The 24,972-nt window shown below is 51.6% G+C and carries 23 protein-coding genes; 10 read left to right on the top strand and 13 right to left on the bottom strand.

Annotated features, from left to right (window positions below; translation table 11 throughout):
* Nucleotides 1-33: 33 nt before the first annotated feature.
* The 11 genes from GU926_RS17835 to GU926_RS17790 all read right to left on the bottom strand — a co-directional run bounded on the left by GU926_RS17835 (nucleotide 34) and on the right by GU926_RS17790 (nucleotide 11,140).
* Nucleotides 34-927, bottom strand: a complete 894-nt coding sequence (locus GU926_RS17835; RefSeq protein WP_160694302.1) for a universal stress protein — start codon at nucleotides 925-927, stop codon at nucleotides 34-36.
* Between the two features lie 39 nt (nucleotides 928-966).
* Complete coding sequence (locus GU926_RS17830; protein ID WP_160694300.1) at nucleotides 967-1,671, bottom strand: sulfite exporter TauE/SafE family protein; 705 nt, start codon at nucleotides 1,669-1,671, stop codon at nucleotides 967-969.
* A gap of 4 nt (nucleotides 1,672-1,675) precedes the next feature.
* The gene (locus GU926_RS17825; RefSeq protein WP_160694298.1) at nucleotides 1,676-2,149 is read right to left on the bottom strand and encodes a FixH family protein; all 474 of its coding nucleotides are present in this window, start codon (nucleotides 2,147-2,149) and stop codon (nucleotides 1,676-1,678) included.
* 166 nt (nucleotides 2,150-2,315) lie between these two features.
* The gene (gene ccoG / locus GU926_RS17820; protein ID WP_160694296.1) at nucleotides 2,316-3,716 is read right to left on the bottom strand and encodes a cytochrome c oxidase accessory protein CcoG; all 1,401 of its coding nucleotides are present in this window, start codon (nucleotides 3,714-3,716) and stop codon (nucleotides 2,316-2,318) included.
* A gap of 436 nt (nucleotides 3,717-4,152) precedes the next feature.
* Nucleotides 4,153-5,367 (bottom strand): c-type cytochrome, encoded by a 1,215-nt coding sequence (locus GU926_RS17815; RefSeq protein WP_160694294.1) that lies wholly within the window; start codon nucleotides 5,365-5,367, stop codon nucleotides 4,153-4,155.
* Nucleotides 5,364-5,561 carry a hypothetical protein gene (locus tag GU926_RS17810; protein ID WP_160694292.1) on the bottom strand — a complete coding sequence of 66 codons (198 nt, stop codon included), beginning with the start codon at nucleotides 5,559-5,561 and terminating at the stop codon, nucleotides 5,364-5,366. Before GU926_RS17810 ends, GU926_RS17815 begins: the two co-directional genes overlap by 4 nt.
* A 105-nt stretch (nucleotides 5,562-5,666) precedes the next feature.
* Entirely contained in the window at nucleotides 5,667-7,850 is a 2,184-nt protein-coding gene (gene ccoN, locus GU926_RS17805; RefSeq protein ID WP_160694290.1) for a cytochrome-c oxidase, cbb3-type subunit I, read from the bottom strand.
* Nucleotides 7,840-8,061, bottom strand: a complete 222-nt coding sequence (ccoS, locus tag GU926_RS17800; RefSeq protein ID WP_160694288.1) for a cbb3-type cytochrome oxidase assembly protein CcoS — start codon at nucleotides 8,059-8,061, stop codon at nucleotides 7,840-7,842. Before ccoS ends, ccoN begins: the two co-directional genes overlap by 11 nt.
* Before the next feature lie 270 nt (nucleotides 8,062-8,331).
* The gene (locus GU926_RS17795) at nucleotides 8,332-9,051 is read right to left on the bottom strand and encodes a hypothetical protein (RefSeq protein WP_232058378.1); all 720 of its coding nucleotides are present in this window, start codon (nucleotides 9,049-9,051) and stop codon (nucleotides 8,332-8,334) included.
* A gap of 126 nt (nucleotides 9,052-9,177) precedes the next feature.
* Nucleotides 9,178-9,429, bottom strand: a complete 252-nt coding sequence (locus tag GU926_RS18540) for a hypothetical protein (RefSeq protein ID WP_232058377.1) — start codon at nucleotides 9,427-9,429, stop codon at nucleotides 9,178-9,180.
* Between the two features lie 253 nt (nucleotides 9,430-9,682).
* Nucleotides 9,683-11,140, bottom strand: coding sequence for a potassium/proton antiporter (locus GU926_RS17790; RefSeq protein WP_160694286.1), 1,458 nt, complete (start codon nucleotides 11,138-11,140; stop codon nucleotides 9,683-9,685).
* A gap of 167 nt (nucleotides 11,141-11,307) precedes the next feature.
* On the opposite strand from GU926_RS17790, the gene GU926_RS17785 reads away from it, so the two are divergent.
* Nucleotides 11,308-12,162 (top strand): SDR family oxidoreductase, encoded by an 855-nt coding sequence (locus tag GU926_RS17785; protein WP_232058376.1) that lies wholly within the window; start codon nucleotides 11,308-11,310, stop codon nucleotides 12,160-12,162.
* Nucleotides 12,163-12,329: 167 nt separating this feature from the next.
* On the opposite strand, the gene GU926_RS17780 is transcribed toward GU926_RS17785, so the two are convergent.
* Complete coding sequence (locus tag GU926_RS17780; protein WP_232058375.1) at nucleotides 12,330-13,262, bottom strand: LysR family transcriptional regulator; 933 nt, start codon at nucleotides 13,260-13,262, stop codon at nucleotides 12,330-12,332.
* A 48-nt stretch (nucleotides 13,263-13,310) separates the two neighbouring features.
* Here GU926_RS17780 and GU926_RS17775 point away from each other — a divergent pair, with 48 nt between their 5' ends.
* The 3 genes from GU926_RS17775 (at nucleotide 13,311) to GU926_RS17765 (ending at nucleotide 15,136) form a co-directional block, all read left to right on the top strand.
* Nucleotides 13,311-13,574 carry a CBU_0592 family membrane protein gene (locus tag GU926_RS17775; protein ID WP_160694282.1) on the top strand — a complete coding sequence of 88 codons (264 nt, stop codon included), beginning with the start codon at nucleotides 13,311-13,313 and terminating at the stop codon, nucleotides 13,572-13,574.
* Nucleotides 13,575-13,706: 132 nt separating this feature from the next.
* Nucleotides 13,707-14,417 (top strand): hypothetical protein, encoded by a 711-nt coding sequence (locus GU926_RS17770; RefSeq protein WP_160694280.1) that lies wholly within the window; start codon nucleotides 13,707-13,709, stop codon nucleotides 14,415-14,417.
* A 95-nt stretch (nucleotides 14,418-14,512) separates the two neighbouring features.
* The gene (locus tag GU926_RS17765) at nucleotides 14,513-15,136 is read left to right on the top strand and encodes a M48 family metalloprotease (RefSeq protein ID WP_160694278.1); all 624 of its coding nucleotides are present in this window, start codon (nucleotides 14,513-14,515) and stop codon (nucleotides 15,134-15,136) included.
* 29 nt (nucleotides 15,137-15,165) lie between these two features.
* Here the strand turns inward: GU926_RS17765 and corA are convergent, their stop codons facing one another.
* Complete coding sequence (gene corA / locus GU926_RS17760; RefSeq protein WP_160694276.1) at nucleotides 15,166-16,122, bottom strand: magnesium/cobalt transporter CorA; 957 nt, start codon at nucleotides 16,120-16,122, stop codon at nucleotides 15,166-15,168.
* Nucleotides 16,123-16,791: 669 nt separating this feature from the next.
* On the opposite strand from corA, the gene GU926_RS17755 reads away from it, so the two are divergent.
* From GU926_RS17755 to GU926_RS17730, 6 genes are read left to right on the top strand one after another with little or no spacing between them, the layout of a single operon-like run.
* Nucleotides 16,792-17,331, top strand: coding sequence for an NADH-quinone oxidoreductase subunit J family protein (locus tag GU926_RS17755; RefSeq protein WP_232058374.1), 540 nt, complete (start codon nucleotides 16,792-16,794; stop codon nucleotides 17,329-17,331).
* Nucleotides 17,331-17,642: an NADH-quinone oxidoreductase subunit NuoK gene (gene nuoK, locus GU926_RS17750; RefSeq protein WP_394350783.1), complete on the top strand. Its 312-nt coding sequence runs from the start codon at nucleotides 17,331-17,333 to the stop codon at nucleotides 17,640-17,642. Before GU926_RS17755 ends, nuoK begins: the two co-directional genes overlap by 1 nt.
* Complete coding sequence (locus GU926_RS17745) at nucleotides 17,635-19,740, top strand: NADH-quinone oxidoreductase subunit 5 family protein (protein ID WP_160694272.1); 2,106 nt, start codon at nucleotides 17,635-17,637, stop codon at nucleotides 19,738-19,740. Before nuoK ends, GU926_RS17745 begins: the two co-directional genes overlap by 8 nt.
* Before the next feature lie 18 nt (nucleotides 19,741-19,758).
* Nucleotides 19,759-21,465, top strand: a complete 1,707-nt coding sequence (locus GU926_RS17740) for a complex I subunit 4 family protein (protein ID WP_160694270.1) — start codon at nucleotides 19,759-19,761, stop codon at nucleotides 21,463-21,465.
* Nucleotides 21,466-21,470: 5 nt separating this feature from the next.
* Entirely contained in the window at nucleotides 21,471-22,994 is a 1,524-nt protein-coding gene (locus tag GU926_RS17735; protein ID WP_160694268.1) for an NADH-quinone oxidoreductase subunit N, read from the top strand.
* Nucleotides 22,995-23,007: 13 nt separating this feature from the next.
* Complete coding sequence (locus GU926_RS17730; protein WP_160694266.1) at nucleotides 23,008-24,900, top strand: amidophosphoribosyltransferase; 1,893 nt, start codon at nucleotides 23,008-23,010, stop codon at nucleotides 24,898-24,900.
* Nucleotides 24,901-24,972 lie beyond the last annotated feature (72 nt).

Here is a 24,972-nt window from a genome sequence, read left to right as displayed (position 1 = left end):
GGGAAACTGCCCAAAAACGATGCCTCAATCTTTTTAGCTGATTACCGCATTTTGCTCAGTGGCTTCTGCGTTTGAAACGGTCTGGTTGCAGTGGCGGCAACTGGCTGAACAAGCGGTTCTTCTGGCTTGGTACAGGTTGAGCAGCGGCGTGTGCAGATGGCAAGGGTTGGTCTTCTTAAATTCGCCGGAGAAATACTCTTGCAGCAAATGCGTGTCTTGGGTGGCCAGCACAAATAAATCTGGCGTCATGCTGCCAGCCAGGCTATTCAAGCCTTCTACCAAATCATCTTCTTCCTGGCAGATGATGGCTTTGTTAGAATACTCCAGCTGGCTTTGAAGAGCGGTGGCAGCTTTCTGCACCTGGCAGAAGCTTACGCCGTCCAACTGGCTGTGTAAGTGCAACAAGGTAAGGTGTGCGTTGAACGTACGGGACAGTTTCTGCACTCTCTCTAGTACCAATGGGTCTGTGTCTGTCACGTCCAGGGTGAAGACAATCTCCCGCAGCGGCGTAAATTGGGCTTTGGGCGGTATGAGCAAGATGGGGCGCGCTACCAGGTCTGGCAAGGCCACCACTTCTTCCTGCGCCAGGCCCGCCAAAAGATAACCCGCCGGCGACACCAGCATGTCTATCTGGAACTCTTCCACCGCTTGGGCCAACTGTTCTCTGAGATGACCGCTTTTAATCACGCAATCAATGAATGGTTCTGTGCCAAGTCCCTTGCTGAAGGCGCTGGCGTGACGTTGAGAAAAACTTCTGAGGCGCAACAGCAACCGGCTTTCAAAGGTAGGCGTTAGTTGCAGGTCGCCGGTGCAGTGCAACAAGGTGATGTCTGCGTTTAGGTGTGCGGCAAACTGGTAGGCGTACCGCAGGGCGGTCACGCAGGCATCTGTGAAGTTAAACGGAAGCAGGATTCTGGGAGTACTCATAGTCTGTTAGTTGGATAGGTCTGGTTGGTCTATGTATTTTTATGGGACATGGCACACGGCCGCCTCTTGCGTAGTACTTGGCAGCTGAGGGCTCACATACGGCACGCCCAAATTCAGGCCTCTTAAAATGAACAGCACGGCCAGGCAACCGGCCACGTAAGGCACGGCGTTGCGCATGTAGTACCGCACCTTGGGTTGTAACAATTTACCAGACAGGGACACCAGCCACATCAAAGGCAGGGTACCCAGACCAAACATGGCCATGTACAACATGGCCCCTCCTACGCCGGGCGCACTCACGGCCCCGGCCAGGGCAAAATACACCATGCCGCACGGCAATAGCCCGTTCAAAACACCAATCTGGTACAAGGCCCTTGGTGAACCGTTCCCGAAGTGTTTGGCCATGGCCTTCCTTAGCGCTTGCCACCATTTCTCAGTGCCCAGCCAACGGCTCAGTTTACCAGATACAGTAGCCGGCAAGGCCACCAGCAACAGCATCATGACGCCAGAGGCAATGGAGAGCGACTGCTGCCAGCCGGCCAGGTTCAACGTCTGGCCAATGGCACCCGCCACGCCACCCAATAATATGTAAGTGGTCATTCGGCCTACGTTGTACAGGAGCCGGCCTCCCAGAAAGGAAGCGCCGGATCCCCTGCCAACTGGTAGCGCCATCGCGATAGGACCGCACATCCCCACGCAATGAAAGCTACTGATAAAGCCTATGACTAACCCTGCCCACCACATGGTACTAGAGCGTTATGTCTTGTTGCTGAAAATATTCTTTGTCGCCTACTTTACCCAGCACCTGCACGCGCCAGAGGCCTTTCTGCAGAGAGTCTGTTGAGAAATGCTGCAAGCCGTCGGCGTTCAGTTTCAGAGGCACTTCAAAATCAAGCTGCACGTTAGACGGCCTGAAAAACAGCACAGAGCCCGTGGCCTTCTGCAATTCTGCCGGAAACTGCACCACCAACTGTCCAGCGGCCTGCGCGGCTATGATTTGAATGGGCTGGTCCAGGTTCTGGGCGTGGCTCAACTGCTGCATGCGCTGGTTATAGGCCAGTTCTTTGGCGTAGTAATCTTTGCTTACCAGGTCTACATCAGACTGCATGGTGCCATACACCAACATGCCAATGTACCCGATGAATAGTAAAAACGCCGCAATGATGATGTAAGGCAAAAAAGACTTCTTACTGGCTGGGGCGGTATTTATATGAGTTGACATTTTTATAAGACGTTAGATGTTTTAGAAGACGCAAGATGTCAGACACAAGACATAAGACATCTTTTAAGTACTTCTATTTCTGATTTGCTTCTCTACTTTGACGAATGACCCAGAGACATTTTCACATCTCCACATCTCCAAATTTTCGCATCAAGAAATAAGCACATTACTTACCGGGTCCCAGAAACTTGGTAGTCTCGGTGGTGATGAGTTGCTCACCGCTGTACACGCCAATCTTAATTTCTGAACTCGCCGATTCTAGGCTGTTTTTTGGGATTTCAGCGAAAAACACGCCTTCCACCAAACCTTGGCGCGGCAGCACCAGCTCTGTCTGCACCACCTTGATCGTTCCTTTAGGCGAGATCAGCTTTAAGGTGATGGGAAGTTGGGAATCTGTCTTATTGATGAGCGTGATGTTGTAGAGGTTGGTTACGGTGCCTTTGTCGGTTTGCTGGTACAGCATGCCCGGCGTGCGCAGGATGGTGGCGTCTACATTGCTTCTGGTAGCCAACAGCGTCCCGAAGGCGGTCATCAACAGCACCAGCACCGTGGTGTACAGCTTCACGCGGGGCGTAACCTTCCAGGGCTTCTTCTGCTCAATGCTTTCCTCAGACGTCATCCTGATGAGGCCGTGGGGCTTGTTGATCAGGTCCATGATGTTGTTGCAGACATCAATACAGGCGGTGCAGTTAATGCATTCCATCTGCTGGGCACCGTTCCGGATGTCAATGCCCGTCGGGCACACTTGCACGCACTGGTGGCAGTCAATGCAGTCGCCTTCGGTGCGCTCCTGGTTCTTACGCAGTTTGCCTCTGGGCTCGCCGCGCTGGTAGTCATAGGCCACCGTGATGGTCTGCTTGTCTTGCATGACGCCTTGCAGCCTGCCGTACGGACAAACGATGGTACACACCTGCTCTCTGAACCTGGCAAAGATGAAGTAAAACACCCCGGTAAACATAACAAGTGAAACAAGGTCACCTATATGGTTGGCCGGCGAGTCTGTGACAATCTGCCAAAGGTCTTCCACCCCAATAATGTAGGCCAAGAACGTATGGGCAATTACAAACGATACTCCTATAAAAAGGGTATGCTTGGCAGTCTTCTTCCAGAGTTTCTCAAAGGATAACGGTGCCCGGTCCAGTGCTTTCTGTTGAGGAGCGTCTCCTTCAATCCAGTACTCAATGCGCCGAAACACCATCTCCATAAAGATGGTCTGCGGACAAATCCAGCCGCAGAAAACGCGCCCGTACACCACCGTGAACAGGATGATGAAGACCACCAGGGCCATGAACCCCAGCAGCAGAATGAAGAAATCCTGCGGCCAGAAAATCTGCCCGAACAAGATGAACTTGCGCGCCGGGAAATTGAGCATGAGCACCGGCAACCCGTTCACTTTCCAGAAGGGTCCGGTGAAAAGCATGGTCAAGAGCATGTAGCTCACATATTTGCGGTACTGGTAAAGTTTTCCGCTGGGCTTTTTGGGGTACACCCATACCCGTTTTCCGTCTTTGTCTACCGTAGAAATGGTATCCCGGAAGGCTTCAGGATCTTTTAGAATAGTACTCATTGGTCTCATACCGGTTGTGCGCCCGGCAGCGAGCTTTTCAGAATCAGAAGCAAGAGTGTTTCCCCCGCTTTGAAACTGATGTAAAATTACCAGAACCCTCTCCCCTGGCCCATTGCAATGGTCACTGCAGATAATGACTTTGCTCATCTTTTGAGGAAGCCGGTATTAAAGAGTGCATTTCTGTGGCAGAGAAGGACTTTGGCAAATTGAACCGGCCATCGCTGCGAAGGGCCACCTCGTATGGGTGCCGCGACGCTACTGCATGGGTTGGGGCTTCCTGCTACTAACTAATAGAGGCAGGAAGGATTAGGTGATGTCGTTTTTGGCCTGTTTTCTGGAAAAGAAGCTAAAAACGGGCAACAATTATCTCTACAAAGAAAAAGCCCTTTCTATTGGCAGAAAGGGCTTTTTGGGGAAAAACAAACTAACAAAAACCTTATTTCTTAGGCTCGTACTTATCACCTTGCGGGGCTTTGCCGTTGGCGGGTTTAGAACCCTGGATGCTCAAGATGTAGCTGGCCACTTCCAGGATTTGGTCATCAGACAGCTTTTTCTGCCAGGCCACCATGCCTTTGCTGGTTACCCCGTATTTGATGGTTTTGTAGATGTCGTTTACGTCACCGCCGTGCAACCAGAACTCATCTGTTAGGTTAGGACCAACGGTTCCCTGCCCTTCTGGCCCGTGGCAGGCGGCGCAGTTCTGGATGAAAGCGGCTTTACCGGCCTCCAACTTAGGCGCCTCCTTCAAGGCGGTGAAGTGGGTTACTTCGTTGGCATTGCCTTCGCTGCTCTTAGGGTTCAGGAGAGAGGCCTGCTGGATCTCTGCCTGGTATTCTGCGTCCTGCAGCTGACCGCTGTTGAACACGTGGTAGTGCAACAGGTAGCCTACGCCAAAGACAATAGTGGCATAGAACATGTACTTCCACCAAGGCGGCAGGTCATTGTCAAACTCAAAGATGCCGTCATAGGTGTGGTCTGCCATGAGCACGTCTTTGTGCTGACCAGTGAGCGTAGAAGTGTCCCCGCGCAGGAGCGCAATGATGCGGGCCATGCTGGTATTGCGCATGCCTGGTCTGTCATATAACTGGCTCAGGATGGGCAGGGCCTGGAAGAAAGTGACAATCAAAACGGCCATCACAATAAAGAGCAGGAAGCCCACCAGAGAAAGCAACACAATGGTAGTGGCGGGCATGTCTTTCAAGCTGAAGCTGGCCGGCGTGGCAGTAGTTTCTTTGGCAGGGTCTCCGCCGGTAGTGATCTCTGTCTTGGGTGTCTCAGCTACAGCCGGGGCTTCGCTCTCTGCTTTTACAAAGGCAATCACGTCTTTGATGTCACCGTCAGAAAGAGTGCCTTCAAAGGTAGTCATGGGCACTTTCCCGAACTTCTCAAACACTTCCACCGCCTGCTTGTCTCCAGAGGCAACCATTTTGGTGGAGTTCTTGACAAAGCTGGTGATCCATTTCTCATCGCGGCGTTTGTGCACGTCTTTGAGAGCGGGGCCTACCACTTGTTCGGTCACGCTGTGGCACACGGCGCAGTTGGTGTCAAAGACGGCTTTCCCTTTTACGGCGTCCTGCGCCTGGGCAGGCTGCCACAAGGTATGGGCGCTTACTAAAGCGGCCAGCCAGAAGCTTTTGGTGAGGCGTTTCATGACCGTAGTTCTGTTTCTAATGTGTTGAATCCGTTTTCATTCTGCAGGGGCATGGCCTTCATGGCGCGTATGTGCTCTCTGCTCACCACCAGCACGTATCCCAGCAACCCTATGAAAAAGGCGAAGAAGATAACGAAGGAAATGATGGGGTAAATCTCTATGCCGGCTATGGATTGAAGTATGTTCTTATACATGGCTCTGTTTTTTGGGATGCTAGAGGCTAGATACTAGATGTTAGACTATTCTTTTTAAAAGAATCCTTAGTGTACATCTACTATCTAGCGTCTAACATCTAGTATCTATTTTTGCTCTTGTACTTTAATGTCAGTACCCAGGCGTTGCAGGTAGGCAATGAGGGCAATGATCTCTTTCTCTGGTTTCACCTCAATGTTCTCCTTTTTCAAACCAGCACTAATGGCGCGGGCTTGTTTCATGAGGTCCTCGTTGGCCTTGTCGGCGTAGCCAGGCTCATAAGGCACGCCCATTTTCTGCATGGCCTCAATCTTGGCTTTGGTGGTAGAGATATCCAGGTCTTTTTCAATCAACCAAGGATAGACTGGCATGATAGAACCCGGCGACATAGAGGTAGGGTCCATCATGTGGTGGTAGTGCCAGGAGTCTGGGTACTTACCGCCCACTCTGTGCAAGTCTGGACCGGTACGCTTAGAGCCCCACAGGAATGGACGGTCATAGACAAACTCACCAGCCTTAGAGTACTCTCCGTAGCGCTCAGTCTCTGAGCGGAACGGCCGTACCATTTGCGTATGGCAGTTCACACAGCCTTCTTTGATGTACACGTCACGTCCTTGCAATTCAAGCGAGGTGTAAGGCTTGACGGTGTCAATGGTAGGCACGTTAGACTCTACCAGGAAGGTTGGCACCATTTCCACAATACCACCAATCAAGATGGCTACGGTAGCCCACACTGCCATTTGCACCGGACGACGCTCAATCACTCTGTGCCAGTGGCCTTTGTGCTCACCTGGCGTGGAGATCACGGCGGCAGGCATTAAAGGAGCAGCTTGCGCTTCTTCGTTGGCCAGCAGGTTACCGCTTTTCACAGTTTTCACCACATTGTAGATCATGATGAATACACCGCTCAGGTACAGCAATCCGCCAACACCGCGCAGGTAGTACATAGGTACAATCTGCAACACGGTTTCTAAGAAGTTAGGGTACTGCAGAAGACCGTCCTGGCTAAACTGTTTCCACATTAAGCCTTGGGTGAAACCTGCCCAGTACATAGGGATGGCGTAGAACAAGATACCCAGCGTGCCTAACCAGAAGTGCCAGTTGGCCAGTTTCTTAGAATACAGCTCGGTTCTGAAGATGCGCGGCATCAACCAGTAGATGATCCCGAAGGTCAGGAAGCCGTTCCAGCCCAGAGCGCCTACGTGCACGTGGGCAACTATCCAGTCTGTAAAGTGGGCAATGGCGTTCACGTTTTTCAGAGACAACAGCGGTCCTTCAAAGGTGGCCATACCGTAGGCAGTGATGGCCACTACCATGAACTTCAACACTGGTTCTTCGCGTACTTTGTCCCAGGCGCCTCTTAGCGTCAAGAGACCGTTGATCATACCTCCCCAGCTTGGGGCAATCAGCATCACAGAGAACACAACTCCCAGAGACTGAGCCCAGTCTGGCAAGGCGGTGTACAACAAGTGGTGAGGACCGGCCCAGATGTAGATGAAAATCAAGGACCAGAAGTGGATGATAGATAATCTATAAGAGTATACCGGACGGTTAGCGGCCTTAGGAAGGAAGTAGTACATCATCCCCAAATAAGGCGTGGTCAGGAAGAACGCAACTGCGTTGTGGCCATACCACCACTGCACCAGCGCATCTTGCACCCCGGCGTAGCCAGAATACGACTTCATGAACGTTACCGGTATCTCATAGGAGTTGACAATGTGCAGCACCGCAACGGTTAAGAAGGTGGCAATGTAGAACCAGATCCCCACGTACATGTGGCGCTCGCGGCGTTTGATGATGGTCCCGAACATGTTCCAACCAAATACCACCCAGATGAGGGTAATGGCAATGTCAATCGGCCATTCCAACTCGGCGTACTCTTTAGAAGTAGTGTAACCCAATGGAAGCGTGATTACGGCAGAGACAATGATGAGCTGCCAGGCCCAGAAGTGGATTTTACTCAACACATCTGAGTACATGCGGGCCTTACAAAGGCGCTGCAACGAGTAGTAGACGCCCATGAAGATACCGTTGCCCACAAACGCGAAAATCACGGCGTTGGTGTGCAAAGGCCGTACCCGCCCGAAGGTGGTGTACTCGGTGCCCATGTTCATTTCGGGGCGCGCCAGCTGGAACGCAATGATCACCCCAATGAGCATGCCCGCCACACCCCAGAAAATGGTGGCGTAGGCAAAGTCTCTGACAATCTTGTTGTCATAGTAGAATGTTTCCACGGTTTTGACGCTGTTCTTGAGCGCCTGCCCGGGTGTTTTTAGAACCTCAGCTAACATGTGCGGTGTCCTCCATCGGTTTAGTAGAAATAGTAAGTGGTTTAGTGTTGTTTTGTGCAGGGGTATGCGTCAGTTCATTGTCAAACAGAATTCTGACAGAGGGCGTGTAGTCGTCCTCAAACTGGCCGCTTCTGACTGCCTTCAAGAAGGCACTCAGGAAGATGATGGCCATTACCAAGCTGATGCAGATAAGTAAGTAGATAATGTTCATGACGCTGCCTGTGTTGTTTTCTCTCTGGAGGCAGGCTTTGCACTGAGCAATAAAAAAGTAGCAATGGCGCTAACCTTTCCTTTTTGAGATGTTACAAAGTTCTCCAGAAGGCGGCGCCAAAAAGATGACGGAGGTCAGTTTAGGGGGTGATTGATGTCAAAGGGAGGCAGAAAGGCAGTTTTGGAAAGGTGCTGAAGTAAATTTGTGGACTAATACTATTCATAAAAAAAAGAGCCAGACTTTCATAAATCTGGCTCTTGAACTAAAAATTTAATTGACAGAAATTGTCTTTATGTCATAACTCAAAGCTGTATTGATTAACTGATCTGAGTGGGCGTAGATATCATCTAGATTTTGTAACTCGTGCCTAGACTCCTTTTTAGCTTCATCAAACAGCGTTATGGTCTTTTTGGCACCTTCTAAATTTAGGCGGCAGATAGGCCTTCTGTTATTGTCATCTAATAGCACGCCAAAATAACTTTGGGTGTCTCTATGGCAGACTCGGTTTGCGTCTAATTTGGCTCTTAGAATAGATCGGATAATGTAAAAAGCTTCTTTCTCTGCTTCGGTGGTAGTTACTTTACTTACCGCTTCTGTAGTTACAGGGTGTACGGTAGTATCTTCTGCCACTCTAGTCTGCACAAAACTTCTGTCTTCTTCAGAAGCCAAAGCAGATTTTAACCTATCACTAATCATTTCACTAATCAAACCATTCAGAGATTTCTTTACTAATCCAGTGAACTGCTCTAACACTTTTGCAGTCATAGGCCCAGACACAATCTGTTTGCCGAAGTGCTTTACAAACGGATCTGTTGGATTTGCCATTTCCTCTAACATGATGCGCTTAATCTCTTTAGCATATTTCAATTCAGTGGCTGAGCTCAGAATGTTCTCTACACTAAAATGCGATTTGTGGTATTTCTTGAGCTCAAACGTTGCCTGTTCATTTAAATCTGTGATATTAAATTCCCAGAAGGGTTTATCATCCATCTTATTTGACTCTACCAAATCAGTGTAGAACCTATAGGTGATGCCGTTGGTCAGAATCCCAAACCTGGCCGCCGTAACATGAAAATACCTATGCAGTTGCGAGTTGTGAACGTCTAGCTTCTCCTTCTAATGCTTACTCTCTATAATGATAGATGCTGCGCCATCCTTGAAGATGCAATAGTCAACCTTCTCTCCTTTTTTAATACCCAAATCAGCAATAAACTCAGGCACTACTTCCATTGGATTAAAAACATCATACCCCAGGGCAGAGATGAAGGGCATCACAAATGCCATCTTGGTTGCTTCCTCGGTTTGAATTGAATCTTGCATGCGAGAAACCTTCTCACCAAGTGCTTTAATTACATCTTGAAAATCCATTATTAAATTAATTAAGTGACTGATAACTATCTACATTATAAAAGGTATATATTTTTAAATTAATATCTGCTATTAGATTATAAATATTTATGTTCTGTAGATGAAAATCAGTATTAATGCGGAGCGAGTTAGCTCGCTTGTTAGATCAGCCTTAATGCGGTGATAAGGAATTGCTTTATTGACCATATAAGGAGAACCGCCGTTTTCGCCTATTTTCCAGAAAACAAGCCAAAAACGAGGCTGCTACTTTCTCTCACTGCAAAGCTGCACGTACGCGGTCCAGTTCCTGTTCATTTTCTACCATGAGCATGAGCTTGTCCTCGGGTTGCAGCACGGTAGCGCCGTTGGGCGTGACGAAGGAGCCGCTTCTGTCAATGAGTACGATGAGCGCTGTTTTAGGCAGGTCCAGTTCTACAATGGGTTTGCCTACGGAGCGCCAGTTTCGGTCCATCTCCAGCTCTACCAGTGAGTTCTTGGAGGCGTACCCTCTTTCGGCGCCAAGGGCCAGCATCTTCAGCGAATGGTCCTCCTCGCTCAGGTGCAACCAGTCTGCCACCACTTTAAGCGTAGTACCCTGCAGCATGACAGAGGTGAGGACAATGAAGAACACCATGTTAAAGATCATCTCAGAATTCTCAACGCCGGCCAGCAGCGGGTACATGGCAAACACAATGGGCACCGCGCCACGCAGACCTACCCAGGACACATACACCTTGTCCCGGAAAGAGGCTTTGAAAAACGCCATCCCCAGAAACACGCTGATGGGCCGCGCCACGAAAATAAGGAACAGCGAGATTAAAAGCCCCGACGCCAGCACCGGCACAATGTGCGACGGAAACACCAGCAGCCCCAGCGTTAAGAACATGACAATCTGCATGAGCCAGGCCAGGCCGTCATAAAACCGCGTAAGGCTTCCCTTGTGCAGAAAATTGCTGTTACCCAGCAGCACCGCCGAAATGTACACTGCCAGAAAGCCGTTGCCCTGAATGAGGTTGGTGAAGGAAAACGTAAACAATAGCATGGCCAGCGTGAGGGCCGGGTACAAACCCTCCTGTTGCAGCTTAATTTTATTGATGACCCAGCCCATGGTCCGGCCCATGACAACGCCCGCCACGCCACCAATGCTCATCTGCAGGAAAAACATGGGCACCAACTGCCAGATGCTGGCGCCCTGGCTGGTGATCAGAAAGGTAAAGCTCACCGTCAGGAAATAGGCCATGGGGTCATTGCTGCCAGATTCCAGTTCCAGCGTGGGGCCCAGGTTGTTCTTAAGGCCTATTTTACTGGACCTGAGAATGGAGAACACCGCCGCCGCATCTGTAGAAGACACAATGGCCCCAAGTAGCAGCCCCTCCAGAAGGGTGAAGTCCATGACGTACGTCGCAAAGAGACCCACCAGCATGGCCGTGATGAACACGCCCAGCGTAGACAGGGCAATGCCCCGCCAGAGCACGGGTTTGGTGGCTGCCCAGCGCGTGTCCAACCCACCCGAAAACAAGATGATGGTCAAGGCGATAGTACCCAGAGACTGCGCCGTGCCAAAATCATCAAAGTAGATGCCGCCAATGCCCTCAGAGCCCGCCAGAATGCCCACACCCAGAAACAGAAGCAAGGCAGGAATCCCGAAACGGCCCAGACTTTTGCTCAGCAAGATGCTCAGGAACAGAAGCACTGAGGCTCCCAGCAATAATTCTTCAATGGTAAACGTCATACAGGGCGCATGTTTTATACTCTTCTCTTCCGGCGCAGAAAGTAGCCGGATCTGGTGGGTTTCTGGTGCCGCAATAAGGGAACGTATCGCAGCAATCTTTTACTCTTTCATTGAGCATTCCCTTTCAGTTACGTACATACACAGATTAAGTAAATTAAATGAACACCATGAAGAGAATAGCCATTACCGGAGCCACCGGCCACCTGGGCAGATTGGTCATCCAGCAACTAAAAGAAAAAGGAACCACAGACGACATCATTGGCCTGGTGCGCTCGCCCCAGAAGGCCGCAGACCTGGGCATTGAGACCCGCGAGGCTGACTATGAAAAACCAGACACCTTAGACAGAGCCCTGCAAGGCATTGACACGCTGCTGCTGATCTCGGGGAGTGAAGTGGGCAAACGGGCCGTTCAGCACCAGAACGTGATTACGGCCGCCAAGAAAGCCGGCGTAAAATGGATTGTCTACACCAGCCTGTTGCACGCAGACACGTCTACCTTGAGCCTGGCCGGCGAGCACCGTGCCACCGAGCAGCTTTTAAAAGATTCAGGCATTGACTACACGCTGCTGCGCAATGGTTGGTACACTGAGAACTACACCAACTCCCTGGGCGGCGCTCTGGCGGGCGGCGCGTTCATAGGCAGCGCCGGCGAAGGCAAGATTTCTTCAGCGGCCCGCGCCGATTATGCCGCCGCCGCCGTAGCCGTCCTCACCGGCAATGGCCACCAGGGAAAAGTCTATGAACTGGCCGGCGACTCCGCCTATACTTTACGTGACCTAGCCGCCGAGATTTCCCGCCAGACCGGCAAGGACATACCTTACACGAACCTGCCCCAAGAAGACTACGCCGCCGCACTGGGCAGCTTTGGCCTACCCGAAGACCTTGCCCAAGCCATTGCCGGTTGGGATGTGTCGGCGTCACAGGGAGACTTATATGATGACAGCCACCAGCTTTCCAAACTGATTGGCCGCCCCACCACTCCCCTTTCCGTCACCGTAGCTGATACTCTGAAGACCCTTTAAAGCGGTAGAACGAGAAAACGTCTTGGCATGGGAGTATAAATCCGAAGGAATACAAATCCACAAGAAGGGTCAAGGTGAAGGTTTTTTAGAAGCCGAAGCCTGAGGTTGCAAAAGGCAGAGCCTCCGTTTTTGGGTTGTTTTCTGGAAAATAGCCCAAAACGACAGTTCTATAGCTCCATGCCTTTGCCTTGGGAAAAGTCTTTGGCCACCAGGTGCACCAGTTCCAGCACGTTCTTGAGCACGGGGCTGTTGTCGTCTTTGCGCCAGGTCATGTACAGGTTCACGTGCTGCGGCAGGTGAATGAAGCGCACGTTGGGCGGCGCCCCGATGGCGTAGGAACTGGGCATCACAGAAATGCCTAAGCCCCGCGCCACCAAACCCAGAATCATCGCCCCGAAATCAGATTCAATGTACACGTTGGGCGTAAGACCGTACTCCCTGAACATGTGGTTGAGGGTGTTCACGTAATGCGTCTTCTGGTGCAAGGCAGAGAGAATGAACTTCTCCTGGTGCAGGTCTTGCAGGCTCTTAAAGTTCTCCTGGGTGACCCAATGATGCTCCGGCACAATCAAGGAAAACGGTTCTGAGTACAGGCACAAGGACTGCAGCGAAGGGTTTTCGGCGGGGTCTCTCCTAAAGGCCAAGTCTATCTGAAAATTAAGGAGCAGCTCCTCAAAACTTGCATCCACGGGTTCTACCAGCGCCACTTTGAGTTCGGGCAGCTGTTGAGAAATTCTGGAGACTACTTCGGGTAGAAAGCCATAGGCCACCGAGCCCGGGTACCCGATGGAGATGGAACCAAACGCGCCTTCGTGGATCTTTCTGGCTTGCCGGTGCGTGCGGGCAATCTCCTCCAGCAGCGGCAGCCAGCGGTCGCGCAGGAAAACGCCGGCCTCGGTGAGCTTTACGTTGCGCTTACTGCGCTCAAACAAACGCACACCCAACTCCTCTTCCAGGGCTTTGATCTGACGGCTTAGAGCCGACTGTGTGATGAACATCTTTTCTGCGGTATTCCAGAAATGAAGCTCCTGCGCCAGCGCCAGAAAGTATTTTATCTGCTGTAGTTCCACCCTCGGTGATTTGGTTTGTGCATTAGTCAATCCAAGATTAGCATTTTTTGCCAAGTCTGCGTCCTCTTCCTTTGTAAAATGGAAAGAAGCTTATCTCTACCCCGCAAACACCTGAAGGAAGCCATCGGGTGGGCCGGCGCGTTGTGCTCGCTGCTGGCCTTTGGCATGAACAGCCTCAACGTGATTGGCAGCCAGTCTAAGGAGTACCTGCTTTTAAACGTGTTCGGCTGTTTTTTCCTGATCATTTACGCCGTCAATAAGAAAGCGCACGCCAGTTGGGTGCTCAACTCCATCTGGCTGCTCATCACCGCCATTGCCCTGGTGAAAGGGTTTCTGTCATAGCCAAAGCTCTTCCCTAGCCATTAGGCGCTAGTCCTTTAAGCGGCTGCCTTTCTCTGATCTCTGGGTACATAGGGCGTTTTTGGGGTATTTTCCGGAAATTAGGGCAAAAACGCATTTCTTCCATCGCCCGCCATGAACCGCTTATTCCACAGAGACGCCTCTCTCCAGATTCTGCAGAACATTCAAAAGATAGCCGTGCAGTCTGTGTATGAGCAGGAGAAGCACCGCATGGTTTTGTTAGACGCCCACCAAAACGAACTGGCATTTTTCCGGCTACCCATCACCCTGCCGCCTCCCGGCCAGGAGTTGGAAGAAGAAACGTGCGGAGTGCATTACGTGATTCTGTTGGTGCAGAGCGGAAGTTGTGCCATGGGTTATTTTGAGGACGGCCTCCATCTGAACCACAAGGTGTTCAGGGCCTACATGGTGCGCAAGAAACAAGGCAAGAGCCAGATCAAGCACCTCAAGACCAAGGGCAAGTCACGCGCCGGTTCACGCGTGCGACTGGGAGAGACCCTGGAATTCTTTGAGAACATCAACGGGCGTTTGCAGGAGTATTTTAAAGACCACCAGGTGCACCGCATCTGCCTAAGCGTCTCCAAGATTCTGGTGCCCTACCTCTATGACTCGCAGGTGCCTACGCCTTTTGACAAGCGCGACGCCCGTATCTTCAAAATACCTAAGCACGTGCACACGCCCATCTACGAGGTCCTGCTCAACATCAACCGCTTCCTACAGAAAGGCGAACTTATCTATGAACCTGCGCAGGAAGACCTGATGAAGGAGCTGTTGCGGGGTGTGAACGGAACAGAGGAAGAAGAGGACGAGGAGTTTGACGAATAGACGGATGCCTTATCAGAGGAAGAGGAAATAGACTAGAAGCCATTGTTTATAAAAGCCCTTCCGTTATATTAGGTTTAAGTTATATAAAATATTCAATGAAGAAATTTATACCATTCCTGTTTTTCATAGCCCTTTGCGCACTGGCATCGCCGGCTTATTCTCAAGTCTGGGAGGCTCCCATCCCCTTGCTTCCTAACTCAGCCCTTAAAGACATTGTCAAGGCCAACTACAATGACAGCCTGCAATCGTATGTAATTGAGTACAATCCTGTGATGGCCTTAGAGGTGGGTCCTTTTGTCACGGCGTTTTTCCAGGCCCATGAGTACGGCCACATTTACAGGGCCCATGTCAATAAAAAGCGTTTGAATAAAGCGTCTAAGGGCATGCTGCAACTTACCCGCGAATTTGAAATTGCCGCAGATGCCTTTGCCTGCGAGACCTTCTTCTCTGTGGACAGGTCCTACCTATTCGCCACGTTACACTACCTTGAATCTGAAGGAGAACATGGAAAGCTCACGTCTGTTCCCACCCCAGAAAGGATTCACCTTATTAATTTGATCATGCAGCGGCTCAGCATTCCGCCGCAGGTTGCCCAGAAGAAAGACTGTGTACATAAAATGCATGAGCAAGACATCATCCCATGTGATCATAGTCCTTACCACGCAGGCGGCCACACCACTACGTGTATGCACAAAGCTCACTTAGACGGCTGTAACTAAGGCTGGGATTGTGTAAAGCAAGGCTAAACCTACAACCACTTCTTCCGCCTGAAGTACCACAGAAAGCCCATGGAGGCCAGCACCATCAAGACCAGGGCAAACGGATACCCGCCTACCCAATCCAGTTCAGGCATGAATTTGAAGTTCATGCCATAGATGCTGGCAATGAGCGTGGGCGGCATGAACACCACCGTCACTACCGTGAATATCTTGATGACCTTGTTCTGCTCTATGTTCACCAAACCCAGAAAGGTATTCTGCAGATATTCCAGACGCTCAAAGCTGAACTGCGTGTGCTGCAAGAGCGAGTTAATGTCTTTGATGACAATGCGCAACCGCTCCTTCTCTGGCTCATCAATGGAGAAAGACCGCAGCAGCGAAGACACCAGCCGCTGTTTATCCACGATGCTTTCTCTAATAAGAATGGTGTTTTCCTGAAGTTCGGTGATTCTGATCAGGACCTCTTCTTCAATGGACTGCTCTTTGACCAGGCGCTTACTGATGACGTTGGTGGTACGGGTGAGGTGCTCGATGAAGTCGGCGTCGTTGTCAATCTGGGTCTCTAAGAGCAACAGCCACACCTGAATGGCCCGGATGGTAGTGCCCTTAAAGGTCTTCATTTTGCGCACCGTTTCGCCAAACGATTTCAGCTCTGTGCGGCGCATGGTGAAAAGGATATTTCTCTGCAAGATAAAGGACACCTGGCGCGTGATGTAGCTTCCTTCCTGGTGCATGACAAAGGCCGTGTTGGCTTCAAAGAAACCGCCCTCGTCTTCAAAATAGCGCGAAGAACTTTCAATCTCGGCGGCTTCCTGCTGGGTGAACAACTCTATCCCGAAGGCTTCTTCTACCCGCCGCTGCTCATGGTCTGAGGGAGCCTGCAAATCTACCCAGATAATGCGGCCCTTCTCCTCTTCCTGCTGAAACGACTCCGGGTTTTTCTCCCAGGTCAGCTCCCCTCCTTTTAAATAGAAACATCTAATCATACGCCTGTCTATTGCGTGCCCGACCACCCGTTGTTGCCTTGCGCCTGTCTACCTGCAAACCTACAGATTTTATCTGGGAGCATGGAAAAATGCTGCCGCCAAAGTTTGTTTTTTGTGGATGGGTTGTAAGGAGTTTTTTGGAGAAGTGGTCCTTTCGTGAACCGTTGTTTTATCGTTTTTGGAGTGTTTTTCTGGGAATTTAGCGAAAAACGAGGGGAGTCAGTTGCTGATGGTTGGTTTGTAATTGCTGGTTGTTGATGGCTAATTGCTGAGGGTTGGTTGTAGGAAGCAGGCGGTCTCACCACTCTCACTGGTGTGAGTTTCTGGACATGCGGCTCTTTCTCCTCTCTTTTTTCCCGCCACTGTCCACAAAATGCTTTACCAAACGCAGATTCTCCCCTTGAAGAGAGCGAAGGGAACTGTTGACATAAACAGATTAAGCTACCTACCTTTTATAGAAGGAGCTGAGTGGTGAAAATATACAAAAAGGTAATGCTTGCTTGGACAGTTAAAAGTCGCGCCCTAGATTCACAACTCCTCCCTATACCCCGTTTTTCGGCTATTTTCCAAGAAAGCGGCCAAAAACGCGGTGGTGCACTTTGCCGGGCAGATGCTTGGCCGTTCCAGCGTCTTTTCCGAACTTGGCTCCCGTTGACTTCGCCCGCGTCTATGCTGTCATTGCCCCAACTGCTGTTCTATTTGTTCGCTGCCTTGTCGGTGACTGGAGGGGTATGGTTGCTGCTGAGTAAAAACCTATTGCACATGGCCTTTGCCTTGCTTCTAACACTGTTGGGGTTGGCGGCCATTTACGTGCTGTTATACGCCGATTTTGTAGCAGTGGCGCAGATTATGGTGTATGTGGGCGGGGTGTTGGTCTTGATTCTCTTCGGGCTGCTGCTGAGCTCCAATAGTACTGGTAATTTCTTGGTGCAGGAACCCGTGAACCGATGGCTGGGACTGCTGCTGGCAGCAGCTTTGTTAGGCGGCGGCGGTTGGATACTAGTCCATTCCTTTTCCGAAGCTTTTTCGAAGTACCCGGCTGTACCAGCGTTGGCAGAGCAAGCGGCGTTGGGAAAATATACGTCGTTGCATAGTTTGGGGCGGCAATTGATTTCTACCTATGTGCTGCCTTTTGAGGTTGCCTCCGTGCTGCTGTTGGTGGCCCTGGTGGGCGCGGCGGCCATCACCAAACAAACCTCGCGCAAATGATGACAGCCGTACCATTATTGCATCTGCTAGTGCTGGGCGCTGTTTTGTTCTGCCTGGGACTGGCCATTGTGTTAACCAAGCGGCACGCCATTGCGGTGTTAATGGGCATTGAATTGCTGTTCAACGCGGCAAATCTTAATCTGGTAGCCTTCGCGCAATATGACCCAGAGCGCTTGCAGGGCCAGGTGTACAGTTTGTTTGTGATGCTTATTGCGGCCGCTGAAACCGCCGTGGCCTTGGCCATTGTGTTGCAGGTATTCAAGTGGTTTAAAACCGCGCATGTACAAGACATAGACCAACTGAATGGCTAGTCTGCAGACCTTGCTTCTGGCGGCTCCAGTGTTGGGGCAGTCCCTTTCTTTGCTGGAGAGGGTCACGGTAGCGGGTTTGCTGGTAATGCCTCTGCTTTCGTTTCTTACGCTGTTCTTGCTAGGCAAACGCCTTCCCCGGCACGGTGACTGGCTGGCCATTGGGTTCATGTTCTTATCCTTGACCGGGGCGCTGTTTTTGTTCGGGCAGGTCTGGGGGCAGGAACCTTTGCACTCCCAATTCACGTGGTTCACGCTGCCCGGCTCTCAGGGCACCATTTTGGCTTTTGACGCTGGCGTGTACCTGGATAACCTGACAGTGGTGATGCTGGTGGTGGTCACGTTCATCTCCTTCCTGGTGATGGTGTTCTCCCTTGGCTATATGAAGGGAGATGCGCTGTATGCCCGGTATTATGCCTATCTGAGTTTGTTCACGGCCTGTATGCTGGGGCTTTTGCTGGCCGACAACTTGCTGGTGTTGTTCATTTGCTGGGAACTGGTAGGGTTCCTGTCCTATCTTTTGATTGGGTTTTGGTACCAGCGGCAGGCGGCGGCGAAGGCTAGCACCAAGGCCTTTCTGGTGAATAGAATAGGAGACGTGGGCTTTTTGTGGGCCTTGTTCGCCTTTTATGGGTTGTTTCACTCCTTTAGTTTGCAAGACGCCCAAGGCATGTTAGCCACCTTGCCAGAGGGTGCAGAAAACGGCCTGTTGCTTTTGCTGGGGTTTGGCTTGTTGGTGGGCGCCATGGGAAAATCAGCGCAGTTTCCCTTGCAGGTCTGGTTACCCGATGCCATGCAAGGACCTACGCCAGTCTCGGCTTTAATTCATGCGGCCACCATGGTAGCGGCGGGGGTGTATTTGTTGGCACGCTGTTTTCCGTTTTTCGTGGCCGAGGTATTGTTGACCATGGCTTTAGTGGGGGCTTTCACCGCCTTGTTGGGTGCGTTGGCGGCCAGTCAGCAGCAGGACATCAAAAAAGTGCTGGCTTTTTCTACGGTCTCCCAATTGGGCTACATGGTCATGGGCGTGGGCATTGGGGCGCCTGAAGCTTCTTTGTTCCATCTGCTCACGCACGCGTTTTTCAAGGCTGCCCTCTTTTTATTGGCCGGAATATTAATTCATGCGGTGCAGCACGCCTGGCAGCATCACTCCAACAGAATCTTGTTTGAAGCTCCCATAGATGTGCAGGACATGCGCAACATGGGCGGTTTGCGGCTGGTGCTGCCCATCACCTTTATCTGCTACCTGATCACGGCTGGGGCGTTGGTGGGCCTACCGTTCTTTTCGGGTTTTCTGTCTAAAGAGGCCTTGTTGCAGGCAAGCGTGCAATGGGCTCAGGCGGGAAGCAGTGGAAGGTGGTTTATTCCGGCGGTGGGTTTTCTAACGGTCATGATCACGGCGTATTACATGGGCCGGCAGGTGTTGCTGGTGTTCTTCGGGAGACCCAGGTTGCAGCTGCCCATTCGGTCTTACCAATACAGCCCGCGCCAGGAAGTAGCCTGGAGCATGCTGGGCCCGGTGCTGGTCTTGACGCTTCTGAGCTTTTGGTTAGCATTCTCCTGGTCGCCGGTGTCAGTGGAGCAGAGCTGGCTGATGCAGGACCTTCCAGCGGCGCTTTCTGCCAATACCTTTGTTCCCTCAGGAGAGCAGAAGGTGCATTTCCCTTGGCTGGCATTCCTCTCTGTTGGCATGGTTCTACTAGGCGGGGCGCTGGCCTATTTTACCCGGCATCCGGTGCTGTCCAAAGAAAAGACGCTCCCTGTGTATGGCTGGCGCTACTGGCTAAAAAACCAGTTTTTCATGAATGAGGCCTATTCTCGTTTTTTAGTGAAACCCACGCTGTTTCTGGGAAAAATGACCGAGCGCATAGATCAGGGTCTGGATTACCTACTGCACGCCTTCAGCAAAGGGTTTGTGGCGCTGTCAAAACTAACCGCGTGGGCAGACCGCTGGGTGGTAGATGGTGTGGTACAGGCCGTGGGTTGGCTATCCCGGCAACTAGGGCACTTGGGCCGAAGTCTCCAGAATGGCAACATTCAATCTTATTATCTATTTTCGCTGCTGGGGCTGGTGGTATTGCTCTTCTGGCTTTTTTATTAGTAGTCTCTTTCTCAGCGCATGACATACCTGCTCAGTAGTCTCCTCTTTGTTCCCCTGGTAGCCGCGCTGGTGCTCCTTTTTCTGCCTTCCAGAAAGACCATCCTCCTGAAGAGTGTTTCCCTAGGTGCTACGTTGGTAGAATTGCTCTTGTCAGTGCTGCTTTTTACCCAGTTTCAGGGAAAGGTATCAGGTGTAGCAGGACAGGCGTTTCAATGGCAGGAGAAGCATGACTGGATAGCCCTGCAACTGGGTGGCTTGGGGCAGTTGAAAATCTATTATTGGTTGGGCGTAGACGGATTGAACGTTTCCCTGGTTTTGCTCACTGGCCTCATCTCCGTGATCGGCATCTTGTCCTCGTGGCGGGTCACCAAAAATCTGAAAGGCTATCTAAGTTTGTATCTGCTTTTGTTGGGCAGTGTGATGGGCTGTTTTCTGGCCTTGGATTTGTTCCTGTTCTACCTCTTCTTTGAGTTCATGCTGCTGCCCATGTATTTTCTGATAGGCATTTGGGGCGGACCAAGAAGAGAATACGCGGCCATCAAATTCTTCCTCTACACCTTGGTGGGCTCAGTGCTGATTCTGCTAGCATTTATTGGCCTGTATGCATCGGTGATGGACCCAGCGGCTACGGCGGCCCAATTGCGTTTGCCTGCCGGCGAAGCAAGCGTGCGCCAGGTACAAGCCCTGTTGCAAAGCGGCCAATTGACGTCAGGGCAGGTGGTGCATGCCTTCAACATACCCAACATCCTGGAGGCGCGTAACTTTATTCCGGGCAGTATCTTGCATGCGGCGGCTGGCTTTTCCTTGTTTGGCCTTTCGGCGCGGATGGTGGCGTTTTTGGCCATATTTCTGGGATTTGTGATAAAACTACCCATGGTGCCCGTACACACTTGGCTGCCCGATGCGCACGTAGAAGCACCTACGCCCATCTCTGTGCTACTGGCCAGTATTTTATTGAAGGTGGGAGGGTACGGCCTGTTCCGGATTGCCTTCCCGTTTTTCCCCGCCGAGGCCGCTGAGATGAGTTGGTGGATTGGATTGCTGGGCGTGGTTTCCATTCTGTATGGCGGAGCCTGTGCCTTGGCCATGTCTGACCTTAAAAAGTTGATTGCCTACTCCTCGGTCTCGCATATGGGCTTTGTGTTGCTGGGTCTGGCCGCGCTCACCCCCGAAGGCTGGAACGGGGCACTCTTCCAACTGTTCAGCCACGGGCTCATTTCAGGAATGCTCTTTTTGATTGCCGGCGTCATCTATGACCGTATGCATAACCGAGACATCCATCGGTTTAGAGGCTTGGCCATGGTAGCTCCTAAATTCACCACCTTTGTAGTGATTGCTTTCTTCGCCTCCCTGGGATTGCCGGGCTTCTCTGGTTTCATTGCCGAGTTGCTGGTGCTGCTGGGGGCATTTGGGTCTAAGGCGGGCGGAGGAAATCTGCCCAGATGGATGGCCCTGGCGGCGGCCATAGGGTTGGTGCTTTCAGCGGCGTATTACCTCTGGACCCTGCAACGCATGTTCTTCGGACGGTTCTGGCTGAGTCCCGATCTGCCTAAGTCCTTTGTAGACCTCACGCGCCGCGAAATGCTTCTCTTGTTGCCGCTGGCTCTGCTCATTTTGCTGTTTGGACTGTTCCCGGCCTTGCTCCTAGATAAGTCTGGCGCAACCGTGGCCCAGTACCTGCAACTGATTCTGCCAACGCAACCCACCTCAGCTCTACTTCCCTAATGCAGATGCCAGCCCCCATCGCTCCGCAGGACACCATAAGGCTCACCGCCGAAGGGCTGAGTAGCCTGGGCCCTGAGTGTCTGCTGTTGTTAGGCTTTTTATTGGTGCTGGGCCTGGACTTGCTGCCTTCTCCCAAGCTTAGATCTGCGTTGCCAAGGTTTGCCTTTCTGGTGCTATTGGCGGTGGCGGTATGGCAGGGTTTACAGGTTTTCGGGGGAGTGCCGTTTGTGACGGGAAGTCTCCTCATGGGCATGCTCTACCAAGACGGATTGGCCTTGTGGGGAAGTTGGCTGTTCAGTAGTGCTGCAGTGTTGTCTTTGCTGATCATGGGTTTCGGGTGGAAACACGAGACCGGGTCTAGTACCAAGAATGAGTTTTTTGCGGTGCTGCTGGCCGTGGTGCTGGGGCTCAACTTATTGGTGCGGTCCAGTAATCTGCTCATGCTTTTTCTGTCGTTGGAACTGGTCTCCATCGGGTCTTATTTGCTGGTGTTGTTGGCCTCTATTACGCCGGCACGGGTAGAGGCGGGCGTCAAGTACATTCTGTATGGCATGTTTGCGTCTGGGGTCATGTTGTACGGCATCTCTTTTTTGTATGGCCTAAGCGGGATGCTTCAATTCTTGGAGCCGGCCTTCTGGACTTCTTTGACAAAGGTGCCATTGGTGTTCTTGACCTTAGTCTGGGGATTGGTACTGGCGGGGATCCTGTTTAAACTGGCCGGTTTTCCTTTTCATTTCTGGGCGCCAGATGTGTACCAGACGGCGCCCACTGGGGTAGTGGCCTTCTTCTCCACGGCTCCAAAAACAGCGGCGGTGCTAGTGTTGCTGCGGTTCTGTGCGGGTGGTGCAGAAACCTTGAATAATTTGCAAGTGAGCAACCCCTCTTTGTTTTTGTTGTTGCAGGTGGCGGCGGTGGGCACGCTGGTGCTGGGGAATTTCACGGCCTTGCTGCAGCAGGACGCCAAACGCCTCATGGCGTATTCTTCTATTGCTCACGCAGGCTTTTTGCTATTGACCTTGCTGCTGGGCGCAGACTCTTCCAGAAGCGCGGTTTTGTTCTACGTGACGGTGCTTCTCTTTTCTAACATGGGCTTTTTCCTGGTCATCCAGTTGCTGCAGAACGCCACCGGTTCTACTGCCATAGAGGCATGGGCTGGCATGGGGAAGAAAGCGCCGTATGTGGGAGCCTTGGCCGTGGTGTTTCTGCTTAGCTTGATCGGGTTGCCGCCCACGGGTGGGTTTGTGGCCAAACTGCTGGTGTTCTCGCAGCTCTGGGAGGGATACCAGGCCACGGGGCAAATGGTATTTTTTCTTTTACTGGCAGGGGCACTCTTTCTTACCGCCGTGGCGTTGTATTACTATCTCAAGATACCGTACTCCCTTTTCATGCGCAGAAAGGAATGCGGTGATAAAATAAAGTTTCCGCTGGGGGCTTACCTATTTTTAGCCTTACTTTGCATTCCGGTTCTGCTCTTCTTCTTTAAGGCAGACTGGTTGGTGAAGGTGCTGCAACAGGTGCTTTCCCTTTAATTGATTCAGTCTTATGAGTGACGCAATAAAACACGAGTGCGGCATTGCTTTGATTCGTCTTCGCAAGCCCCTGGCCTACTACACCCAGAAGTACGGCACCCCCATGTACGGCATCCACAAGATGTACCTGCTCATGGAAAAACAGCACAACCGGGGGCAGGACGGGGCAGGTTTGGCCAGCATCAAGATTGACACCCAGCCCGGCACCGAGTACATAGCCCGCTACCGCTCCGTCAAGACCAAGGCCATAGACGCCATCTTCGGGAAGATCAGTGAGAAGTACGCCAAGCTGCTCCGCAAGAACCCAGAAGCGGCCAAAAACATAGACTGGCTGCGCGATAATCTTCCCTTTCTAGGGGATGTGTATTTGGGCCACTTGCGCTACGGCACCCACGGCGAAAACTCAGTAGACAACTGCCACCCCATGCTGCGGGAAAACAACTGGCGCAATAGGAGCCTGGCCGTGGCCGGTAACTTCAACATGACCAACGTAGACGAGCTCTTCGGCGTCCTCACCGACCTGGGTCAGCATCCCAAGCAGAAGATTGACACCGTTACGGTGCTGGAGAAGATAGGCCACTTCTTGGACGAGGAAAACCAACGCCTCTTTGACTATTACCGCCCAGACCACAACAACCAGGAAATCACCGCCCTCATTGAAGAAAACCTGGACCTGCAGCGCGTCTTGCGGCGGGCATGCAAAGACTTTGACGGCGGCTACGCCATGGCGGGTATGACGGGTTACGGAGCCGCCTTTGTGGTGCGCGACCCTGCGGGCATCAGGCCAGCCTACTATTACGCCGACGATGAGATAGTGGTAGTGGCATCTGAAAAGCCCGCCATTAAAACCGCCTTTGGCGTAGACTACAGCCAGATTAAAGAGATTACCCCGGGCCACGCCCTCATCATTGATAAAAGCGGCATTCCTTCTGAGAGGGAGGTTCTGCCGGCCCTGGAAAAGAAATCCTGCAGCTTTGAGCGCATTTATTTCTCTAGAGGGAATGACCCAGAAATCTATCAGGAGCGCAAATCCTTAGGCAAACTGCTCTGCCCTCAGATTCTGGAAGCCATCAACCATGACCTGGAGAACACCGTTTTCTCCTACATCCCCAACACCGCCGAGACTTCTTACTACGGCATGATGGACGGCATTGAGGACTACCTCCGTAGTTACCGTAAGAAGGCCATCGCCGAGGCCGGCAATGACCCTGAGAAACTGGACAACATCTTGTCGTTCAAACCGCGGGTAGAGAAGCTGGTCATCAAGGACGCCAAACTCAGAACTTTCATCACCGACAATGACCACCGCGATGACCTGGTGGCCCACGTTTATGACACTACCTATGAGGTGGTGAAAAAAGGCGTAGACACGGTGGTGGTGATTGATGACTCCATTGTGCGCGGGACCACGCTAGAGAAAAGCATCATCAAAATGCTGGACCGCCTGGGTCCCAAGAAAATCATCATTGTCTCCTGCGCTCCCCAGATTAGATACCCAGATTGCTATGGCATTGACATGTCTAAGATGAAGGAGTTTGTGGCTTTCAGGGCCCTGATGGGCTTGCTCAAAGACAATAACCAGGAAAGCCTGGCCGAAGACGTGTACGAGCAATGCCGCCAAGCCGTGGACACCGATGCTTTCAAACAGCAGAACTTTGTACAGGCCTTGTATGAAGCCTTCACCTATGAGCAGGTAAGCGCCAAAGTAGCAGAAATTGTCACCGCCAAAGGCATTCAGGCCGAAGTACAAGTGATTTTCCAAACGGTAGATTCCTTGCATGAAGCCTGCCCTAATCACCTGGGAGACTGGTACTTCACTGGTAACTACCCAACACCAGGCGGTACTAAAGTTGTGAATCGTGCGTTCATGAATTACATGGAGAAAAACGACGGTAGAGCGTATTAATGTGCTAATTTTTGAATGTACTGATGTGCTATTTTCTGTAGCGCCGAGGCCATTGATTTTCAAACGAAGAGA

The organism is Nibribacter ruber (assembly GCF_009913235.1).
Classification (GTDB): Bacteria; Bacteroidota; Bacteroidia; order Cytophagales; family Hymenobacteraceae; genus Nibribacter; species Nibribacter ruber.
Note: the sequence above shows the minus strand (reverse complement) of the source record. Positions and strands in the feature narration are given on the sequence as shown.

What these genes read in the sequence shown, in the direction of transcription:
- GU926_RS17770 (WP_160694280.1), top strand. Translation starts at nt 13,707, where the DNA reads ATGAACCGCTTATTCCACAGAGACGCCTCTCTCCAGATTCTGCAGAAC.
- GU926_RS17730 (WP_160694266.1), top strand. Translation starts at nt 23,008, where the DNA reads ATGAGTGACGCAATAAAACACGAGTGCGGCATTGCTTTGATTCGTCTT.
- GU926_RS17740 (WP_160694270.1), top strand. Translation starts at nt 19,759, where the DNA reads ATGACATACCTGCTCAGTAGTCTCCTCTTTGTTCCCCTGGTAGCCGCG.
- GU926_RS17835 (WP_160694302.1), bottom strand. Translation starts at nt 927, where the DNA reads ATGAGTACTCCCAGAATCCTGCTTCCGTTTAACTTCACAGATGCCTGC.
- GU926_RS17790 (WP_160694286.1), bottom strand. Translation starts at nt 11,140, where the DNA reads ATGACGTTTACCATTGAAGAATTATTGCTGGGAGCCTCAGTGCTTCTG.
- GU926_RS17815 (WP_160694294.1), bottom strand. Translation starts at nt 5,367, where the DNA reads ATGAAACGCCTCACCAAAAGCTTCTGGCTGGCCGCTTTAGTAAGCGCC.
- ccoN (WP_160694290.1), bottom strand. Translation starts at nt 7,850, where the DNA reads ATGTTAGCTGAGGTTCTAAAAACACCCGGGCAGGCGCTCAAGAACAGC.
- GU926_RS18540 (WP_232058377.1), bottom strand. Translation starts at nt 9,429, where the DNA reads ATGGATTTTCAAGATGTAATTAAAGCACTTGGTGAGAAGGTTTCTCGC.
- corA (WP_160694276.1), bottom strand. Translation starts at nt 16,122, where the DNA reads ATGATTAGATGTTTCTATTTAAAAGGAGGGGAGCTGACCTGGGAGAAA.
- GU926_RS17755 (WP_232058374.1), top strand. Translation starts at nt 16,792, where the DNA reads ATGCTGTCATTGCCCCAACTGCTGTTCTATTTGTTCGCTGCCTTGTCG.
- GU926_RS17795 (WP_232058378.1), bottom strand. Translation starts at nt 9,051, where the DNA reads ATGGATGATAAACCCTTCTGGGAATTTAATATCACAGATTTAAATGAA.
- ccoS (WP_160694288.1), bottom strand. Translation starts at nt 8,061, where the DNA reads ATGAACATTATCTACTTACTTATCTGCATCAGCTTGGTAATGGCCATC.
- ccoG (WP_160694296.1), bottom strand. Translation starts at nt 3,716, where the DNA reads ATGAGTACTATTCTAAAAGATCCTGAAGCCTTCCGGGATACCATTTCT.
- nuoK (WP_394350783.1), top strand. Translation starts at nt 17,331, where the DNA reads ATGACAGCCGTACCATTATTGCATCTGCTAGTGCTGGGCGCTGTTTTG.
- GU926_RS17810 (WP_160694292.1), bottom strand. Translation starts at nt 5,561, where the DNA reads ATGTATAAGAACATACTTCAATCCATAGCCGGCATAGAGATTTACCCC.
- GU926_RS17745 (WP_160694272.1), top strand. Translation starts at nt 17,635, where the DNA reads ATGGCTAGTCTGCAGACCTTGCTTCTGGCGGCTCCAGTGTTGGGGCAG.
- GU926_RS17735 (WP_160694268.1), top strand. Translation starts at nt 21,471, where the DNA reads ATGCCAGCCCCCATCGCTCCGCAGGACACCATAAGGCTCACCGCCGAA.
- GU926_RS17765 (WP_160694278.1), top strand. Translation starts at nt 14,513, where the DNA reads ATGAAGAAATTTATACCATTCCTGTTTTTCATAGCCCTTTGCGCACTG.
- GU926_RS17785 (WP_232058376.1), top strand. Translation starts at nt 11,308, where the DNA reads ATGAAGAGAATAGCCATTACCGGAGCCACCGGCCACCTGGGCAGATTG.
- GU926_RS17775 (WP_160694282.1), top strand. Translation starts at nt 13,311, where the DNA reads ATGGAAAGAAGCTTATCTCTACCCCGCAAACACCTGAAGGAAGCCATC.
- GU926_RS17830 (WP_160694300.1), bottom strand. Translation starts at nt 1,671, where the DNA reads ATGTGGTGGGCAGGGTTAGTCATAGGCTTTATCAGTAGCTTTCATTGC.
- GU926_RS17825 (WP_160694298.1), bottom strand. Translation starts at nt 2,149, where the DNA reads ATGTCAACTCATATAAATACCGCCCCAGCCAGTAAGAAGTCTTTTTTG.